Raw genomic sequence first — 17,616 nt, forward strand, 5'->3', positions numbered from 1 at the left:
AGGCCACATCCCATTCCTCCGCCCAACAAAAAAGGGTCCCGGCTTTCACCGAGACCCCCCACACTCCCAGACCCGACCCGATCACGCCACCGCGTCAGCGTCCTCTTCCACGGCCGCCTGCTTCGACCGAGACCGCTCAGTGAACCAGATGCCGATGATCGCCAGCTCGTAGAGAATGATGAGCGGCACCGCGAGCAGCACCTGCGACATCAGGTCCGGTGGGGTCAGCACCGCCGCCACGGCCGTCGCCGCGACGATGGCATAGCGCCGCGCGCCGATCAGCTGTTTGCGGGTGACGATCCCCGCCCGCTCCAGCAGCATCAGTAGCACCGGCAGCAGGAAGGCCAGGCCGAAGGCGAACAGGAACTGCATCACGAAGGACAGGTAATTGCCGATCGCGGGCAGCGCCTCTCGCTTCACGCCGCCGACCATGCCGTCAAAGCCCAGCAGGAAGTGCAGCGCCATCGGGATGGCGATGTAATAGGCCATCGCCGCGCCCATCAGGAACAGCACGGGCGTCGCCAGCAGGAAGGGCAGCAGCGCCTTCTTTTCCTTGCGGTACAGGCCCGGCGCGACGAACTGCCACAGCTGGTTGGCGATCACCGGGAAGGAGATCATCATCGCGGCGAAGAACGACACCTTCACCTGGACGAAGAACGCCTCGAAAATCTGGGTATAGACCAAGGTCCCCTGCCCGGCGCGCAGCAGCGGCTTGGCCAGGAAGCCGAAGATCGACTCCGAAAAATACATCGACACGCCAAAGGCCAGCCCTACCGCGATGATGCAGTACAGCAGCCGCCGACGCAGCTCGATCAGATGCTCCAGCAGGGGGGCGCGGCTGGCGTCGATATCGTCCTGGTCGCTCACGATGCTGCCCCCTCGGTCCCGCGCGAGGGATGCTCGCCCATGGGCGCAGGCGAAACGACCGGCTTTTCGACCATCACCGGCCGATCGCTGTGATCCGCCTGATCGTGCGCCTGGGGATCGCGGTGCGGCGCATCGGGCGTCGTGTGATCCGGCAGCGCTGCCGGGGTCGTCGCTGGCGGCGTCGCCTCGGCATCGACATGCGGAGGCGCGTCGGCGGCATGCTCGCGCATGATCCGCTCATTCTCCGCGGCCCAGCGCTTTTCCATTTCCTCCAGCTCGGCCTCCCGGACCATATTGTCGAAGCCCTGGCGAAACTGGCGCGTGACGCCGCGCGCCTTGCCCACCCAATAGCCGACGACAAGCATCGCCTTGGGCAAGTCCTTGGGACCGATCACGACGAGCGCGACGATGGCGACCAGCAGGAACTCGCTGGAATCGATGTTGAACATGAAAGTCCGCTGCTGGCTTTAACGGACCGGGATCAGCGATCGTCGCGCACGCGCTCGCCATCGCGATCGAAGGCGGGCTCGGCCGACTTCTGCGCCTCGATCCGCGCCGACGGCTTGGCGGACGTCTCGTCTTCCTCGGCCATGCCCTTCTTGAAGTTCTTCACACCCTTGGCGACATCGCCCATCAGGTTCGAGAAACGCCCGCCGCCGAGCAGAAGGATCGCGACGACCGCGAGGACGAGAAGGTGGATCGGGCTAAAGCTGCCCATGGCACGTCTCCTGGAATTTCTATCTATCTAGGCTTTGGCATCACCAGCGGCAATGGGCCAACGGCAATGGTCGAGCGATGGCATGGCCCCCGATCGGGGATGCAAGGGCCGTGGCGGAGCATTGTGACGCGGCCATGACGCAAAGGAAAGCACTCAATCGCGTTCCTCCTCACCCGAATCCGGGGCGGAGTCGGGCATATCCTCGTCCCCCATCCGCTCCAGCGCCAGATCGACCGGATCGAGCAACCCGGCGGCGCGCAGATCCTCCAGCCCCGGCAGGTCCCGCCTGCTGGTCAGCCCGAAATGCTGGAGAAAGGCGGGCGTCGTCGCATAGATCAGCGGCCGCCCCGGCACCTCGCGCCGTCCGGCGGGGCGCACCCAGCCCGCCTCCATCAGCACGTCGAGCGTGCCCTTGGAGATGGCGACGCCGCGTATCGCCTCGATCTCCGCCCGGCTGACGGGTTCGTGATAGGCGATGATCGCCAGCGTCTCGATGGCGGCGCGCGACAGGCGGCGCGCTTCCTCCCGGTCGCGGCGGAGCAGATGCGCCAGATCGGGCGCGGTCTGGAAATGCCAGCGGTCGCCGCGCCGCACGAGCATGATGCCCCGCCCGCGATACTGCGCCTCCAACCGCTCCAGCGCCGCGCGGATATCGCCGCCCCCCTTCCCCACGCCGACATGCGCGCGGATCGAATCCACGCTCATCGGCTCGGGCGAGGCGAACAGCACCGCCTCGACGGCGCGGACGATCGGGTCGATCTCGGTCATGGCGCGGGCTGGCGGATCAGCAGCGGCGCGAAAGGGGCCGCCTGGCGGAGTTCGACTTTACCCTGTCGCGCCAGTTCCAGCACCGCCAGGAAGCTCGACGCCAGCGCCGACCGTCGCAATCGCTCGCTGCCGTCGGGCAGGAAGGTCTCGATCGCCGACCAGTCGATCCGGCTGCCGACCAGCATCGACACCCGCTCCAGCGCGGCCTCCAGCGTCATGACCTGCCGATCGGCGACGACATGCATGACGGGGCGGGTGCGCGCGTTGATCCGGCCATAGGCGGAGATCAGGTCGTACAGCTCGGCCTGCCACAGCGCCTTGCGCTGCACCGCCAGCCCCTCGGGCGCGCCGCGCGCGAAGACGTCACGGCCCAGCCGGTCGCGCGCCATCAGTCGTGCGCCGCATTCCCGCATCGCCGCCAGCCGTTCCAGCCGGAGTTGCAAGCGCAGCGCCATCTCTTCGGGGTCGGGCTCCTCCTCGGGCTGGCGCGGCAGCAGCAGCGAGGATTTGAGATAGGCCAGCCACGCGGCCATCACCAGGTAATCGGCGGCCAGCTCCAGCTGCATCCGCCCCGCCTTGTCGACGAAGCGCAGATATTGCTCTACCAGCGCCAGGATCGAAATTTGCCGCAGATCGACCTTTTGCGAACGGGCCAGCGACAGCAACAGGTCGAGCGGCCCCTCCCACCCGTCCAGATCAAGCGTCAGCTGTTCCCCCGTCATCGCGGGGAACTTAGCGGCGATGCGAAGCCATGGCGAGACAGGCGACGTATCTTTCCTCGCCCTTTCCAAATCCTCCCCAAGCTCGCTTGGGGAGGGGGACCATCGCGCCAGCGATGGTGGAGGGGCGGGATGGATGGGACCATGCCCCTCCACCACGCCCTGCGGGCGCGGTCCCCCTCCCCATCGGAGATGGGGAGGATTTAGCGGGACAACGCCAGCAGCGCGTCGCGGCGAGCGATAATTTCGGCGAAGTCGCCCTTCCCTGCCCCCACGCTTGCCATGGCGCGGTCGAGGCGCGCGCGCGCCGCTTCGGTGATCGGGGGCACGCGCCCGGCGATCTCGACCATCTCGTCCATCCGCGCCCAGCAATCTAGGACCAGGTCACATCCGGCCGCCAGCGCGCCCGCCGCCTTTTCGCCTGCCGTACCCGACAGCGCCTTCATGTCGATATCGTCGGTCATCAACAGGCCGTCGAAGCCGATCCGCCCCCGAATGATCCGCTCGATCACCACCGGCGACAGGGTGGCGGGGCGCTCGGCGTCCCAGGCCTCGAACACGATATGGCTGGTCATGCCCATCGGTGCGTCGGACAGGGTGATGAAGGGTTCGAGATCGACTTCCAGCGCCGCCTCGTCGGCGGTGACGGTCGGCAACAGATGGTGCGAATCGACCAGTGCGCGGCCATGGCCCGGCATATGCTTGACCACCCCGACCACACCCGCCGCCGCCAACCCGTCCAGCATGGCACGGCCCAGCGCGGCCACCTGCATCGGCTCGGAGCCATAGGCGCGGCAGGCGATCGCCTCGGTCGTGTCGGGTTGCGCCACGTCGAGCAGCGGCGCGCAGTCGACGGTGATCCCGACCTCGCGCAGCATCACGCCCAGCGCCTGGCCGTTGGCGCGCATCGCCTGGATCGCCGACATCGGCGCTTTTTCGTATAGCTGCGCAAAGACCGGCCCGGCGGGAAAAGCGGGCCATTCGGGTGGCCCCATGCGCGCGACACGGCCCCCTTCCTGATCGATCAGGATGGCCAGATCGTCCCGCCCCGCCAGGTCCCGCAACGAGTCCGTCAGCGCACGGACCTGCGCCCGGTCGACGATGTTGCGCTTGAACAGGATATAGCCCGCCGGTTCGACCGAGGCGAAGAACGCCCGCTCATCGGGGGTCAGCACCGGGCCGGACAGGCCGAAAATGACGGGGATCATGGGTGCGCGATCAGCTGGCGACGAAGCAGCTTTCGCCCGCCACGCGCAGGCGACCGCAGATATCGGCGGCCTGGTTGGCCGACCCGGCATTCACGCGCAGGCGATACAGGGTCTTGCCGTTGGAGGCGACGGGCTGGACCACCTTGCCCAGCGCGGCGACGTAGGAGAAGCGCTTCGAGAAGCGATCCCAGGCGGCATTGGCCGAGGATTCGCTGGGATAGGCGCCCAGCTGGACCATCGCACCGCCGGTCGGGGCCGCAACAGGCGCACGCGCCGCCGCGACGGGCGCGGGGGCGACAAGCTTGCCGCCCGATTCCGGCACCTGCGCCACCGCGTTACGGCCGCCATTGGGTTCGGCAGGCTTCGGCACGACACGCGTGCCGTTCATCGGCGCCTCGGGCACGGCGCGCAGGTCGATCGCGCCGGTGCCGCCGGGCTTGCCCGCGCTGGTCGCGATGGCGGTGTTGCCCTCGCCCTTGATCTTCAGGCCGCCCGGATCGGCCGGGCGAACCTTATAGTCGCCCTCGGGCGCGGCGATTACCGCACCGTCGCCGTCTGCGGCCGCACGATGCGCCTGCCACTTGTAGAAGCCGAAGCCGATCGCGGCCAGAATGGCGAGCCCCAGAATGACGAGCGCGATCACCTTCCCGATGCCGACACCCTCGGGCTCATCGGCCTCGACGGTTTCCAGCCAGGGCAGGCGATCCGCTTCGTCCAGATCCAGGGCACGGCCGTCCGTTTCGTTCGCCATCACTTCATCTCCGACACGGCTTCGACGCCCATCAGCGCCAGACCATTGCGTATGATCTGCCCGATCCCCTCGCTGAGGAAAAGACGCGCGCGGGTCAGCTCGGCATCGTCCGCGATCAGGAAGCGACGATCGACCCGGTCGTTGCCGACATTCCAGGCCGCGTGGAAGGCGGCGGCGAGGTCATAGAGATAGAAGGCCACGCGATGCGGCTCGCGCGCGGTCGCCGCCGTCTCGACGATGCGCGGGAACTGTGCGGCCAGCTTGACCAGCGCCAGATCCTCGGCGTCGAGCAGCGACAGGTCGGCGGTGCCGCCCCCATTCTCAAGGCTAATGCCCGCCTCGGCCGCACGCCGCTTCAGCGAGGCGATGCGCGCATGGGCATATTGCACATAGAAGACCGGATTGTCCTTCGACGCCTCGACCACCTTGGCGAAGTCGAAGTCCATCTGCGCGTCGGCCCGCCTGGTCAGCATGGTGAAGCGCACCACGTCCTTGCCGACCTCGCGGACCACATCGGCCAGCGTCACGAAATTGCCCGCGCGCTTCGACATCTTCACCGGCTCGCCGCCGCGCAGCAGGCGGACCATCTGGACCAGCTTCACGTCGAACCTGGTCTTGCCGCCGGTCAGTGCCTCGACCGCCGCGACGATGCGCTTGACGGTGCCCGCATGGTCGGCGCCCCAGATGTCGATCAGCTGATCCGCCGTCTGCGCCTTCTGATAGTGATAGGCCAGGTCGGCGCCGAAATAGGTCCAGGCGCCGTTCGACTTCTTGATCGGGCGATCCTGGTCGTCGCCGAACTGGCTGGAGCGGAACAGCGGCAGCTCGACCGGCTCCCAATCCTCGGGCGTCTCGCCCTTGGGCGCTTCCAGCACGCCGTCATAGACCAGCCCGCGCGAGCGCAGCTCGGCCTCGGCCGCCTCCGGCTTGCCCGCCGCCTGCAGCTCGGCCTCCGACGAGAAGATGTTGTGGTGGATGCCGAGCAGCGCCAGATCCTCGCGGATCATCGCCATCATCGCCGCCACCGCACGGGTGCGGAACAGGACCAGCCACTCGCTCTCGGACGCATCGACGAACGTGTTGCCGAACTCGGCGGCAAGCGCCTCGCCCACGGGCTTCAGATACTCGCCCGGATACAGACCCTCGGGAATTTCGATCGTCGCGCCCAGCGCCTCGCGGTAGCGCAGATGCGCCGAACGGGCGAGCACGTCGACCTGGCCGCCCGCATCGTTGACATAATATTCGCGGATGACCTTGTGCCCCGCAAATTCCAGCAGCGTGGCAAGCGCATCGCCCACCACCGCGCCGCGGCAATGCCCCATATGCATCGGCCCCGTCGGATTGGCCGAGACATATTCGATATTGACGGTCACGCCCTGCCCGCGCGCCGAACGGCCATAATCGCCACCTGCCGCCGGGATCGCGGACAGCTCGTCACGCCACGCCGCATCGGTCAGCCGCATGTTCAAAAAGCCCGGCCCTGCGACAGAGACGCTGTCCACCTCATCGAGCTTGCCCAGCTCGGCGGCGATCGCCTCGGCCAGCGCACGTGGATTGGTGCCCGCGGGCTTGGCCAGCACCATCGCCGCGTTGGTGGCGAGGTCGCCATGGCTGGCGTCGCGTGGCGGTTCGACGGTCACGTTGCGGCGATCCAGCCCGCCGGGCAGCGTGCCAGCGGCGACCAGCGTGTCCAGCGCCGCGTCGATATGCGCGGCAAAGCGGGTGTAGAGGGTCATCACATCGTCCGATCGGGGTAGCAAAGCGTTGCGCTCTAGCGAAATCGGACGCTCGCTTCAAATCATGGCGTATGGAAAGGCGGGACGATTGCACCGAGTGCAATCAGGCGGAATGCCTTTGCAGTTGCCGCTCATGCTGCATCGCAATATTTCGGTATACGAAATTAAAGCGCGGACAACGCGCGAGAGGACCTGATCCGGCTCAACGCACATGCGGGAGTTTCGATCATGCGCAAGACCATTCTGATCCTGGCCGCCACCGTCGCCGCCGCCATCCCCACCATCGGTGCGATCGCCGCCGAGGGCGAGCAGCGCTTCGTTCACGAGGGCAGCACCTATGTCTATACCCGTTCGGACGCGAACGGCCAGTCGGTGATTCAGGGTCATCGCTATCCGGGCGGCGAGCCGTTCCGCTTCGTCGTGAAGGGCCACCGCGTGACCGGCACGACCGGCAACACCCCGGTCGCCTTCACCACCGACGAAGCCCGCGGCGCGCTGGGTGCCGGCGTGGAGACCAGCGCTCGCTGAGCTTGGCCTGACGGCTGAACGAAAGAAAGCCCCGTGTGTCCGATGGGACGCATGGGGCTTTTTCGTGAAACGTTTCTATCCGTTGCAAGAGCCCGAAGCGCCCTCCGGCGCTGCGGCTCGGCGATATCCTTCCCGCTCTTCATCCATCGCGGCCTGCCATTGCGCACGCAAAATTGCTCGACGCTGCGGGACGGGTGCCTCCAATACGGTGGCCGATAACATCCTGTCGGTCCGAAAATACCGGAAGGCACCGCGTAGTTCGCACCAGGCCGCCATGATACGGCCACTGTCGCGATAGCCCAGCAGCACAGGCCAGACGACACGATGGGATATCGCACCGCGATCCGACCTATATTCGATCGTCACCTTTCGATTGGACCGGATCGCCTGGCGGAGGAGGGAAGCATCCACACGCTCCTCCGGCGCTTCGACGGGGGCAATGCTGGTGGCAGGCTCTGCAATATGCCCGCGCAAGGCCTCCGGCACGCTGGCCTCGATCTTGGCGATCAGGTTTTGCGCCGCTTTGGCCAGTTCGGGCTCGCCACGGCTGGCTACCCAGTGCGCGCCCAGCACGACCGCATCCAGTTCATCGCTGGTCAGCATCAGCGGCGGCATGTCAAAACCGCGTTCCAGAATATAGCCGATCCCCGGCTCCCCGCGGATCGGAACGCGCTGCGCCATCAGCGATGCGATGTCGCGATAGACCGTGCGTAGCGACACCTCCAGTTCCGCCGCCACCGACAGGGCGGAGATGGGCCGCTTGGCCCGCCGCAATATCTGGACGATTTCGAACAGGCGATCGGCTCGACGCATAAGAGGTCCCCAGCCCATACTGACACAACGGTGTCAGCATGACTATGCGATCGACGGCCTTCAGCCAATGTCCTGGCAGGAGAAAAGATCATGACGAAATGGATGGCGAGTTGCGCATGTGGTCGCGTGGAGTTCCACCTCTCGGCTCCGCCCACCATGATGGCGACGTGCCACTGCACCCGTTGCCGCAAGGTCGGGGCCAGCACCTTTGTCTTCGTGGAGGCGTCGACCTTCACGTGGATCAAGGGGCAGGATTCCGTCCGGCGATTGGCAGCGGAACCACCCTATCTCTATAATCGCCACTTCTGTGGCGAATGCGGCACGGCGCTGGGCGAGCCTGGCGTCGGGACGTCCTTTCCTATCAACGCTCACTGCTTTGACAGCGAGCTACCCCTCCGTGTCCGGTTTCACGAGTTTGTCGATGAAAAACCCGACTGGTATGCCATCTGCGATCAGGCCACCCAATATGCCCGTCATCCGGTTAAGAACGATCCGCCACCGGCCGAGGCATGACGACGCCTCTAAAACCCCTCCGGCAGATCGATCGCGCCCACAATCTCCCGATAGCATCGGACGGCATAGCGATCGGTCATCCCGGCGATGAAATCGGCGATGTGCCGACTGCGCGCCGGTTCCTCGGTCGGCAACCGCTCGCGCCACTCATCCGGCAGTTGCGCAGGGTCGGCGCGATAGGCCGCGAACAGGCCCTTCACGATGCCGTGGGCCGCGTCCGCCGCCGCCAGCTGGAGGGGGTGGTGGTAGAGATTGGCGTACATGAAGCGCTTCAGGTCGCGCTCCTCGATCCGCATCGCGTCCGAAAAGCCGACCAGCGCCCGGCCCGCCGCGCGGACATCGGCCACGTCCCCCACCCCGCTCTCGGCGATGCGAGTGCGGGTTTCGGCAACGAGATCGTTGACCATCACCCCGATCTGCGAGCGGATCAGTTCGCTCGCCAGCCTTTTGGGCGGGACATCGGGGAATTGCGCCCGGGCCGCATCCCAGCCGCGTGCGACCAGCGGCACGGCCAGCAACTGGTCGAGTGTCAGCAGCCCGGCGCGCAGGCCGTCATCGATATCGTGATTGTCATAGGCGATATCGTCCGCCAGCGCCGCGACCTGCGCCTCCAGCGAGGCATGGCTGTCCAGATCGAGCAGAAAGCCGGCATCCGCCTCCTGCAAGGCCCACCCCGGATGGCGCACCGGCCCATTATGCTTGGCCAGCCCCTCCAGCGTCTCCCAGCTAAGGTTCAGGCCGTCCCAGCGCGGATAGGGCCGCTCGATGGCGGTCAGGGTGCGCAGTGTATGGCCGTTGTGATCGAAGCCGCCCTGCCCGGCGAGCGCGGCCTTCAGCGCATCCTCGCCCGCATGGCCGAAGGGTGGATGGCCGATATCATGCGCCAGGCACAGCGCCTCGGTCAGGTCCTCGTTCAGCCCGAGTGTCCGTGCGATCGTCCGACCGATCTGCGCGACCTCCAGGCTGTGGGTCAGGCGGACGCGGAAATGGTCGCCGTCGGGGGCCATGAAGACCTGGGTCTTGTGCCGCAGCCGCCGGAAGCTGATCGAGTGGATGATCCGGTCGCGGTCGCGCTGGAACGCATCGCGGGGTCCCCGCGCCAGTCCGCTCGCCTCGTCATGACGACGCCCGCGACTGTGTTCGGGATAGGAAGCCCAGGGGGCGAAGCGGCTCACTTGGCGTCGAGCCGCGTCACCGCCTGCCCTGCATCGCTGGTCACGGGGAAGGCCGAGACCCCCTTCTTGGCGAGCTGGTTGACGAAGGCGCGCGCCTCCGCATCGGTCTTGAACGGGCCGGTCAGGACCCGGTAGGTCGCGCGCAGCGGGGTCTTGTACCCCTTGTGCGCGGCGAACAGCTCGGGCGCCTTCGCCCTGGTCGCGGCCCATGCCTTGGGCAGGTCGTTCTCGTTCGCGCCACCCGCGACCTGGACCCAGATACGCTCGGGATTGGCCCGCGCGCGCTTCTTTTCCTCGGCCTCTTCCTTGGCGGCGAGCGCCTTTTTCTCGGCCTCGGCCTTTTTGGCGGCCAGTGCCTTCTTCTCGGCCGCAGCCTTGGCGGCGGCGGCCTTGCGTTCGGCGGCGGTGGGCGCGCGCGGGGCGGCTTCCGCCACCTCGGCGGCCTTTTCCCGCGCTTCGCGATCGCGCTCCGCCTTGCTGCGCGCCTCTGCGACGACGCGCTGCGCGCCACTGCTCACCGGCGTGCTGGCCGCGATGGCGGCGGGACGCTCGGGACCTTCCACGCCGAGTTCGGAGGCAGGGATGGAGAGATTGGCGACGATCCGCGCCAGCACCGAGTCTTCCCGAACCCCACGTGCCGGGGTCGGCGGGGTGCGACGGGCCGCGACCCGTGTCGGGCGCGGGGCGGGTGCCGGCTCTTCGACCTGGCTGGGGACCGGCTGGACCATGGCCATGGCAACCGGCGCGGGCCTGACGGGCACGGGGTCCGGTGCGGGCACCGCCTGCACCATCTGGAGCGGCGGCGTCGACGGGGCGGCGGCGGGCAGCGGCTGGACCATCGCGGTAGCGGTGGTCGGGCTCGAGGTCACCGGGGCGGGCGTCGCGGGCGCCGTCACGGGCGCGGCGGGCAATGGCTGGATCATCGGCTGCGCGGTGTTCGATGCCATGGCCACCGGCGCACGGGTTTCGGATGCCGTCGGCAACGCACTGGTGAAGCCCGGCTGCGGTTGCGGCTGGACTTGCGTTTTGGGAGCCGCCTGCGGGGTTGCCTGCGATTGGGGCAGCGGCTGGACCATCCGCATCGGCGAAGCCGCCGCCACGACGCGGGGCGTCGGCGTCGATGCGATCTGCACCGGCGCGGGCGTGACCGGCGTCGTATTGGCCGCCATCGCCACACCGCGTGCATTGCGCCCGCCGCGCCGTCGCGCGTCGCGCGTCGTCACCGGCGCAGGCGTCGCCACGGGCGCGGAGGCCAGCGCCACCGGGGCTTCCTGGGTCAGCGGCGGCAGGTTCGGGGCCAGCCTTGCATCGGCCAGCCGTTCGGGCGTCGGGCGGGTTTCACCGAAATGCACGGCAAAGGCGCGGTCGACGGCGGGCAGGCTGGGCAGCCGCTGGAAAAAGGGTTGCAGCCCCTGCGCCAGCTGCGGCGGCATCATGGTCGAGGCGATCCGCGTCGCCTCGGGCAGGTCGCCCCCCATCGCCAGGATGAAGGCGCGCGCACGCCAGGCGGCACGGTCGGTCTTGCGCAGAAGCGGATCGAGCTGTTCGAGCGCCTGGTCGCGCTGGCCGGAAATGCTCAGCGACAGCGCATAGCGGCGGATGATCTCGTCACCCGCGCCATTGGCCAGCGCCAGCCGGTAATCGCGCTGCGCCCGCGCCTGATCGCCGATCAGGTCATAGGCCAGCCCCCGATCGCCCGCGAACTTGGCCGGGGCAAGGCCCGCCGCCTCGGCCTGGGTGAAATAGCGCAGCGCCTCGCCGGGCCGTTCCGACCGGACCAGGATCGACGCCATCCCTGCCTTGATCCGGGGATCGCGGGCGTCGACCTTCTCGGCGCGCGCCAGCAGGGAGGCGGCGCCCGACAGGTCATCAAGATGGATGGACAGCTCCGCCGCCTCGACCAGCGCATCGACATTGCGGGGGTTCTGCGCGACGCGGCGCATCACGTCCCCCAGCTTGTCGGCATCGGTGGTGCCGGGAAGCGGCTGTACCACCTCCTGTGCGAGAAGGGGCACGGGCGCGGCGGCGAGGGCCAACGCGAGCGCGAGCGAAGCGCGGGGAAAAAATGCGAACGTCATGGGACTATCGCCCATAAAGCGTGTTTTCCGGCGCGCGGCAATGGTTAACCCATCGCCAGCGCGCCCGAGTGCTCCGGACCGTCGACCAACAGGCAAGCACCACGTCCCCGCACCCCACACCCCGTGCGTTCAGCGGTGCGGATCGGCCACGAACGAGGTCTTCGCGCCTTTCGCCAGCACCACATAGGCACGGTTCCATGGCTGGTCCCCCAGCATGGTCCAGGCATGGCCGGTGCCGGTATGATCCTCCGCGACCAGCACGTCACCGGGACGCAGGGTGAAGCTCTCGCCCGTGCGGGTCACGAACTTCAACGTGCCTGCCAGGGTCAGCACATATTGCGGCTCGGGATCATTGTGCCAGTCGAAACGCGAATGCGGCGCGGTCGTCTTGAAATGAATCCTTTCGACCGCGCTGGGTACGCCGGGCGTCACGCTGCCCTCCTCGACATGCGAGTTGCCGTCGGGGCCGGTGAACAGGCGGAAGGCATGGATACGGCCGTGGCCGGGCGCTGGCTCGGCCGAGGCGATGCCCGTCATCGGCGCAAGGGCCAGCGCCGCGCTGGCGGCCATTACACAGGATTTCAGGGGCTTGAAGCGCATTGTGTTCTCCTTGTCCGGGTGCCGCCGCGCGGGGGCGGCTTTTCCGGGGAACGGATCGCATCGGGGGCCGCCCCAGGCGAGTGAAATTCCTGTAAGATGGGGCGAGGACGGGCCTCCTCGACCGGGCGCCCCTCCCCATCGCCGAGCGCACGAAAAAGGCCCGCGCGATCCTGTCGCACGGGCCTGATATCGGTCCGGAATACCCGGCGACCGGGCCGGAAATTACTGGTTGTTCTGCCGGTGCAGGAAGCGCGGAATGTCCAGCGACGAGTCCGACCCGCCCTGCGCATTCTCGTCACGCTGCGCACCACGCGCCGCGTTCGACATACGCTCGAACAGCGTACCGCCCAGCTTCACGCGCGGCGCGGGCTGTGCGGGCGCTTCACCGGCTTCGCTGCCGGGCGCAAGCCAGCGGCGGCGGGCTTCGTCGCTGCCCGGTGCGGGCTCGACGGCAGCGGGATGCGACGGCGCGGCGGGAGCCGGAGCCGGAACGATGGTGTCGGCACCCAGCACCAGTTCGTCATCCGTCACCGGCGCGGGGGCCGGTGCAGGTGCGGGCTTGGCGACCGGCGCAGCGACGCTCGACGCGACGGGAGCCGCCAGCGGTGCGGGCGCAGGGGCCGCGACCGGCTGCTCGACCGGGGCGGCCGGAGCCACGCTGGCCTGCGGCGCAGGCGCGGCGGCGGGCTCGCTCGGGCGATAGCTGGGCGTATCGTCCGACTTGCGGGCCATGCCGCCCATGCTGAAGCCGCTGCGGTTCGCTTCCGAAGGCGACGGCGCGACCTTGAGGTCGGCATCGATGCCGGTCGCCACGACCGACACGCGGATGCGGCCTTCCAGCTCGGGGTTGAACGCCGAGCCCCAGATGATGTTGGCGTCGGGATCGACCAGCTCGCGGATATGGTTCGCGGCCTCGTCGACCTCCAGCAGGCGCATGTCGTCGCCGCCGGTGATCGAGATGATGACGCCCTTGGCGCCCTGCATCGACACGCCGTCGAGCAGCGGGTTGGCGATCGCCTTCTGCGCCGCCTCGATCGCGCGATTGTCGCCGGTGGCCTCACCGGTGCCCATCATCGCCTTGCCCATCTCCTGCATCACCGAACGCACGTCGGCGAAGTCGAGGTTGATGAGGCCCGGCATGACCATCAGGTCGGTGATGCCGCGCACGCCCTGCTGCAGCACCTCGTCCGCCATCGCGAACGCTTCCTTGAAGGTCGTGTTGGCGTTGGCGATCAGGAACAGGTTCTGGTTGGGGATGACGATGAGCGTGTCGACATACTTCTGAAGCTCTTCGATGCCGCCGTCCGCCGACTTGGCGCGACGATTGCCCTCGAAGGCGAAGGGCTTGGTCACGACGCCGACCGTCAGGATGCCCATGTCGCGCGCCGCCTTGGCGATGACCGGGGCCGCACCGGTGCCGGTGCCCCCGCCCATGCCCGCGGCGATGAAGCACATATGGCTACCCTCGAGCAGACGCGACAGGTCGTCGATCGTCTCTTCGGCGGCCGCGCGGCCGATCTCGGGACGGCTGCCCGCGCCCAGGCCCTGCGTGATCTTGGCACCCAGCTGGATACGCTGCGGCGCGATCGACTGCTTCAATGCCTGCGCGTCGGTGTTGGCGACGAGGAAATCCACGCCCTGTACCTCGGCGCGCATCATGTTCGCGATCGCGTTGCCGCCGGCACCGCCGACGCCGATCACCGCGATACGCGGCGTCAGCTCGTCGACCTCGGGTGCGATGAATTCGATGCTCATCCCAATTCTACTCCGCCGTTCCCGGTCGATACGCTAAGACCAGGCCCCTGAATAACTGTTGATGCACCAGCGACCGGCCCGGTGCCAACCCAAAACTGCCCAGCTTCGGGCAGATTTGCTTAATAATTTGCCTTGGCCGCCTGAATCAGCCGTCGGAACAGCCCCATGCCGCTCGGCCGGTGTACCGTCTGGTTCACCGCGGGGATGCTGCGCAGGTCGATCGGGTCGGTCGCGGCATAGAAAGCCAGACCCGCCAGCGTCGCGAAAGCGGGTCCGCCATGCGCATCGGGCAGGCCGGTCAGCCCGCGCGGCCGGCCGATCCGAACCGAGCGGCCCAGCGCCTGCTGCGCATAATCGGCGATGCCCTTCAGCTCCGCGCCGCCGCCGGTCAGCACAACCTGGCGCCCGACCGGCCCCTCGAACTTCAGATGCTGGAGCGCCTTGCGGATCTCGCCCATCTGATGCTCCAGCCGCTGGCGGATCACGCCGATCAGCTGCGCCTTGGTGATCTGCATCGTGTCGCCGCCATCCTCGGCCGAGATCGGCGTGACCTGGATCATGTCGTGATTGTCGCGCGGGGAGGCATTGGCCGAGCCGTGGAAGCATTTCATCCGCTCGGCCATCTGGCGGCGCGTCCCGAAGGCCGAGGCCACATCATCGGTAATGTCCGCCGCGCCCATGGGCAGCGAGCACAACCCGACCAGCATCCCCCCGGCGAACAGCGAGACATTGGTGATCCCCGCCCCCATCTCGACCAGCGCGACGCCCAGCTCGCGCTCCTCGTCCGACAGGCAGGCCAGCCCCGTCGCGACGGGTGCGGCGATGATCGACTTCACCTCCAGATGTGCCGAGCGGACGCACAGGTCGAGGTTGCGCACCGGCGATCCATCGGCGGCGACGACATGGATATGCACGCCCAGCCGGTCGGCATGCAGCCCCAGCGGCTTCTTCACGCCGGTCAGCCCGTCCAGCGTATAGAGCGCGGGCTGCGCATGCAGCACCATGCGCCCCTGTGGATCGATCGAGTTGCGCCCGGCCGCCAGCAGCGCGTCGATATCGCCCTGTTCGACGCGGTGACCGCCCAGCTCGAACTCGACCTCGGCCACGTCGGACACCAGGCCACCGGCCGAAAAGCCGACCCAGACATTCTCGATATTCAGCCCGGCGATCCGCTCGGCCTGTTCCACCGCCTCGCGCACCGCCGCCTCGGTCGCGCCCATATCGGCGATATAGCCGCGCTTGACGCCCCGGCTCTCACGCTGGCCGGTGCCCAGCACGATCAGCTCGCCGCCATCGCCCTTGCGCGCGATCAGCGCGGATACCTTGGACGACCCGATGTCCAGAGCGGTAATCAACCCTTCGGGCGCAATCTTTGCCATGACCTTGCTACCCCTGTACTGCCCCCGGAGCCGCCGCCCCGTCCGCGTCATTCCCGGACGCCGGATCGCTGCCCATATCCCCGGCCTTGGCCGGATCGGCGAGCGCATGGTTCTGATTCAAACCGGGCTTTCGCGCAACCAGCTTCGTAGGGTCGCGCATGTCGAAGCGCAGCCAGCCGCGTCCGAGCAGTGGCCGCGAGCCGTCCATGGCCGCGAACTTCATCAACGCCGCCCCTGCCCCATCCTCGGGCAAAGCCAGCGTCTCGCCGCTGTCGAAGGTGATGTCCCAGCGACGATTGCCGATCCAGGTCGCCGCCTTCACCCGCGGCTTCAGCGCGGGCGCGGCGGACAGCAGCGCCTGATAGGCGGGCTCCTGCAAATTCGCGCCCGGCCCGATGATCAGCGGCAGGTCGGGCATCGCCTCGGGCCGCACCGGCTCCAGCAGCACGCCGCCCGCGTCGATCAGGGTCAGTTGGCCGTTATCCTGCCACACCGCCGCCGGGGTCCGTTCCTCGATATCGACCAGCAGCGTGTCGGGCAGGCGGCGGGAAACATGCGCATCCTTGATCCAGCCATAGCGGAGCAGCTTGGCGCGTACGTCCTCCAGATTGACGAGCGGCATCGCCCGGCTCTGCTGGTCGAGCGCAACGGCATAGACGGTCATCCGGTCCATGCGCTTCAGGCCGGTCACTTCGATCTGCTGGACGCGGAAACCGGCATGGCCCGCCTGTTCGGCGATCGCGGTGCCGATCATGCCGGGCACCCCGACATAGGTCGCGACCGCCAGCACCGCCGCGCCCGCGCCGCCCAGGATCGTCCAGGTGACGGCCTTCCTGATCGTCTCCTCGCTGACCGGCACCTTGGCCAGCAGGCGCTGGGTCAGCGTGACGCGCTTGACCGGCTGGCGCCGCCGCGGAACCGGCCGGCGCGGCGGGGGGCCGCGCTTGATCGTGCGGCTCATCCCGCCGGATTCCGATCAATCGGATTGTCGCGATACCAGACAATGGCCTCGTCGACGATCGCCTGCACCACGGCGTCATAATCCATGCCGACATGGCGACCCTGTTCGGGCACCAGGCTGAGCGGGGTCATGCCCGGCTGGGTGTTGACCTCCAGCAGGAACAGCCCATCGACCCCGCGCTCGTCGTCCCAGCGGAAGTCGGAACGCGAGGCGCCGCGACAGCCCAGGATACGATGCGCCTCCAGCGCCAAAGACTTGCACGCCTCGGCGATCTCGTCGGGGATCTGCGCGGGGCAGACATGCTCGGTCAGGCCGTCTGTGTATTTGGCGTCGAAGTCGTACCAGCCGTTCTTCGGCTTCAACTCGGTGACGCCCAGCGCGCGGCCGCCCAGCACGGCGGTCGTCAGTTCGCGGCCCCGGATATAGGGTTCGGCCAGCAATTCCTCGAACTCGGCCCAAGGACCCGCGGCATCCCGCGCGATCGGGCTACCATGGTTGCTGGTATCGGTGACGATCGCGACGCCGACGGAAGAGCCTTCGTTGACGGGCTTCAGCACATAGGGCCGCGGCAGCGGATCGGCGGCGAACAGTTCCTCCGACTTCACGATGCGTCCACCGGGCATGGGAATGCCGTGGGGCACGAGGGCCTGCTTGGTCAGCACCTTGTCGATCGCGATGACCGAGGTGGCGAGGCCCGAATGGGTGTACGGAATGCCCATCAGGTCGAGCATCCCCTGCACCGTGCCATCCTCGCCGGGCGAGCCGTGCAGCGCGTTGAACACGAGGTCGGGCTGGGCCTCGACCAGCTTCGCCGCGACATCGCGGCCCATGTCGATGCGGGTGACGCGGTGCCCGTTCCGCTCCAGCGCATCGGCGACGCCCGCGCCCGACATCAGCGACACCGGCCGCTCCGCCGACCAGCCGCCCATCAGTACGACGATATGCATCACGCGATCCTTGTTGTTGGCGTGGAGTCTTCTTCAATCCTCCCCAAGCTGTGCTTGGGGAGGGGGACCAGCCGCAGGCTGGTGGAGGGGCAAGCCCCTC

At 68.0% G+C, this 17,616-nt stretch carries 18 protein-coding genes; 2 read left to right on the forward strand and 16 right to left on the reverse strand.

Features of this window, described 5'->3' with window-relative positions; all coding sequences use genetic code 11:
- Window positions 1–81: 81 nt before the first annotated feature.
- The 8 genes from tatC to argS all read right to left on the reverse strand — a co-directional run bounded on the left by tatC (window position 82) and on the right by argS (window position 6,767).
- Window positions 82–867: a twin-arginine translocase subunit TatC gene (tatC, locus tag SP5_RS14245; protein WP_042489974.1), complete on the reverse strand. Its 786-nt coding sequence runs from the start codon at window positions 865–867 to the stop codon at window positions 82–84.
- Complete coding sequence (gene tatB, locus SP5_RS14250; RefSeq protein ID WP_042489976.1) at window positions 864–1,316, reverse strand: Sec-independent protein translocase protein TatB; 453 nt, start codon at window positions 1,314–1,316, stop codon at window positions 864–866. Before tatB ends, tatC begins: the two co-directional genes overlap by 4 nt.
- A gap of 32 nt (window positions 1,317–1,348) precedes the next feature.
- Window positions 1,349–1,585, reverse strand: a complete 237-nt coding sequence (locus tag SP5_RS14255; protein WP_042489978.1) for a Sec-independent protein translocase subunit TatA — start codon at window positions 1,583–1,585, stop codon at window positions 1,349–1,351.
- A gap of 153 nt (window positions 1,586–1,738) precedes the next feature.
- Entirely contained in the window at window positions 1,739–2,353 is a 615-nt protein-coding gene (gene scpB / locus SP5_RS14260; RefSeq protein WP_042489979.1) for an SMC-Scp complex subunit ScpB, read from the reverse strand.
- Window positions 2,350–3,075 (reverse strand): segregation and condensation protein A, encoded by a 726-nt coding sequence (locus tag SP5_RS14265; RefSeq protein ID WP_042489981.1) that lies wholly within the window; start codon window positions 3,073–3,075, stop codon window positions 2,350–2,352. The genes scpB and SP5_RS14265 overlap by 4 nt, the downstream gene beginning before the upstream one ends.
- Window positions 3,076–3,275: 200 nt before the next feature.
- A complete protein-coding gene (locus tag SP5_RS14270; protein WP_042489982.1) occupies window positions 3,276–4,280 on the reverse strand; it encodes a glycoside hydrolase family 3 N-terminal domain-containing protein in 1,005 nt (334 codons plus the stop codon).
- 10 nt (window positions 4,281–4,290) lie between these two features.
- Window positions 4,291–5,031: an SPOR domain-containing protein gene (locus SP5_RS14275; RefSeq protein ID WP_042489984.1), complete on the reverse strand. Its 741-nt coding sequence runs from the start codon at window positions 5,029–5,031 to the stop codon at window positions 4,291–4,293.
- Complete coding sequence (gene argS, locus SP5_RS14280; protein WP_042489986.1) at window positions 5,031–6,767, reverse strand: arginine--tRNA ligase; 1,737 nt, start codon at window positions 6,765–6,767, stop codon at window positions 5,031–5,033. Before argS ends, SP5_RS14275 begins: the two co-directional genes overlap by 1 nt.
- A 228-nt stretch (window positions 6,768–6,995) precedes the next feature.
- Between argS and SP5_RS14285 the strand changes: the two genes are divergently transcribed.
- Window positions 6,996–7,295, forward strand: coding sequence for a hypothetical protein (locus SP5_RS14285; protein ID WP_042489988.1), 300 nt, complete (start codon window positions 6,996–6,998; stop codon window positions 7,293–7,295).
- 75 nt (window positions 7,296–7,370) lie between these two features.
- Here SP5_RS14285 and SP5_RS14290 read toward each other — a convergent pair whose 3' ends face one another.
- A complete protein-coding gene (locus tag SP5_RS14290; protein WP_042489990.1) occupies window positions 7,371–8,108 on the reverse strand; it encodes a helix-turn-helix transcriptional regulator in 738 nt (245 codons plus the stop codon).
- A 90-nt stretch (window positions 8,109–8,198) separates the two neighbouring features.
- Here SP5_RS14290 and SP5_RS14295 point away from each other — a divergent pair, with 90 nt between their 5' ends.
- On the forward strand, window positions 8,199–8,621 hold the full coding sequence (locus tag SP5_RS14295; RefSeq protein ID WP_042489992.1) for a GFA family protein: 423 nt from the start codon (window positions 8,199–8,201) through the stop codon (window positions 8,619–8,621).
- Window positions 8,622–8,629: 8 nt separating this feature from the next.
- Here the strand turns inward: SP5_RS14295 and SP5_RS14300 are convergent, their stop codons facing one another.
- The 7 genes from SP5_RS14300 to SP5_RS14330 all read right to left on the reverse strand — a co-directional run bounded on the left by SP5_RS14300 (window position 8,630) and on the right by SP5_RS14330 (window position 17,516).
- Window positions 8,630–9,796, reverse strand: coding sequence for a deoxyguanosinetriphosphate triphosphohydrolase (locus SP5_RS14300; RefSeq protein ID WP_042489994.1), 1,167 nt, complete (start codon window positions 9,794–9,796; stop codon window positions 8,630–8,632).
- Window positions 9,793–11,874, reverse strand: a complete 2,082-nt coding sequence (locus SP5_RS14305) for an SPOR domain-containing protein (RefSeq protein WP_042489996.1) — start codon at window positions 11,872–11,874, stop codon at window positions 9,793–9,795. The genes SP5_RS14300 and SP5_RS14305 overlap by 4 nt, the downstream gene beginning before the upstream one ends.
- A gap of 129 nt (window positions 11,875–12,003) precedes the next feature.
- Entirely contained in the window at window positions 12,004–12,474 is a 471-nt protein-coding gene (locus SP5_RS14310) for a cupin domain-containing protein (RefSeq protein ID WP_042490001.1), read from the reverse strand.
- A 222-nt stretch (window positions 12,475–12,696) separates the two neighbouring features.
- On the reverse strand, window positions 12,697–14,229 hold the full coding sequence (ftsZ, locus tag SP5_RS14315; protein WP_042490003.1) for a cell division protein FtsZ: 1,533 nt from the start codon (window positions 14,227–14,229) through the stop codon (window positions 12,697–12,699).
- Window positions 14,230–14,348: 119 nt separating this feature from the next.
- Window positions 14,349–15,608: a cell division protein FtsA gene (gene ftsA, locus SP5_RS14320; protein WP_042490014.1), complete on the reverse strand. Its 1,260-nt coding sequence runs from the start codon at window positions 15,606–15,608 to the stop codon at window positions 14,349–14,351.
- A gap of 7 nt (window positions 15,609–15,615) precedes the next feature.
- Window positions 15,616–16,569, reverse strand: a complete 954-nt coding sequence (locus SP5_RS14325) for a cell division protein FtsQ/DivIB (protein ID WP_042490006.1) — start codon at window positions 16,567–16,569, stop codon at window positions 15,616–15,618.
- Entirely contained in the window at window positions 16,566–17,516 is a 951-nt protein-coding gene (locus tag SP5_RS14330) for a D-alanine--D-alanine ligase (protein ID WP_042490008.1), read from the reverse strand. The genes SP5_RS14325 and SP5_RS14330 overlap by 4 nt, the downstream gene beginning before the upstream one ends.
- Between the last annotated feature and the right edge of the window lie 100 nt (window positions 17,517–17,616).

The sequence above is a fragment of the Sphingomonas parapaucimobilis NBRC 15100 genome, assembly GCF_000787715.1.
Classification (GTDB): domain Bacteria; phylum Pseudomonadota; class Alphaproteobacteria; order Sphingomonadales; family Sphingomonadaceae; genus Sphingomonas; species Sphingomonas parapaucimobilis.

Coding starts and splice junctions, on each gene's coding strand:
- tatB (WP_042489976.1), bottom strand. CDS start 1,316: ATGTTCAACATCGATTCCAGCGAGTTCCTGCTGGTCGCCATCGTCGCG.
- SP5_RS14255 (WP_042489978.1), bottom strand. CDS start 1,585: ATGGGCAGCTTTAGCCCGATCCACCTTCTCGTCCTCGCGGTCGTCGCG.
- scpB (WP_042489979.1), bottom strand. CDS start 2,353: ATGACCGAGATCGACCCGATCGTCCGCGCCGTCGAGGCGGTGCTGTTC.
- SP5_RS14265 (WP_042489981.1), bottom strand. CDS start 3,075: ATGACGGGGGAACAGCTGACGCTTGATCTGGACGGGTGGGAGGGGCCG.
- SP5_RS14270 (WP_042489982.1), bottom strand. CDS start 4,280: ATGATCCCCGTCATTTTCGGCCTGTCCGGCCCGGTGCTGACCCCCGAT.
- SP5_RS14275 (WP_042489984.1), bottom strand. CDS start 5,031: ATGGCGAACGAAACGGACGGCCGTGCCCTGGATCTGGACGAAGCGGAT.
- argS (WP_042489986.1), bottom strand. CDS start 6,767: ATGACCCTCTACACCCGCTTTGCCGCGCATATCGACGCGGCGCTGGAC.
- SP5_RS14285 (WP_042489988.1), top strand. CDS start 6,996: ATGCGCAAGACCATTCTGATCCTGGCCGCCACCGTCGCCGCCGCCATC.
- SP5_RS14290 (WP_042489990.1), bottom strand. CDS start 8,108: ATGCGTCGAGCCGATCGCCTGTTCGAAATCGTCCAGATATTGCGGCGG.
- SP5_RS14295 (WP_042489992.1), top strand. CDS start 8,199: ATGACGAAATGGATGGCGAGTTGCGCATGTGGTCGCGTGGAGTTCCAC.
- SP5_RS14305 (WP_042489996.1), bottom strand. CDS start 11,874: ATGACGTTCGCATTTTTTCCCCGCGCTTCGCTCGCGCTCGCGTTGGCC.
- SP5_RS14310 (WP_042490001.1), bottom strand. CDS start 12,474: ATGCGCTTCAAGCCCCTGAAATCCTGTGTAATGGCCGCCAGCGCGGCG.
- ftsZ (WP_042490003.1), bottom strand. CDS start 14,229: ATGAGCATCGAATTCATCGCACCCGAGGTCGACGAGCTGACGCCGCGT.
- ftsA (WP_042490014.1), bottom strand. CDS start 15,608: ATGGCAAAGATTGCGCCCGAAGGGTTGATTACCGCTCTGGACATCGGG.
- SP5_RS14325 (WP_042490006.1), bottom strand. CDS start 16,569: ATGAGCCGCACGATCAAGCGCGGCCCCCCGCCGCGCCGGCCGGTTCCG.
- SP5_RS14330 (WP_042490008.1), bottom strand. CDS start 17,516: ATGCATATCGTCGTACTGATGGGCGGCTGGTCGGCGGAGCGGCCGGTG.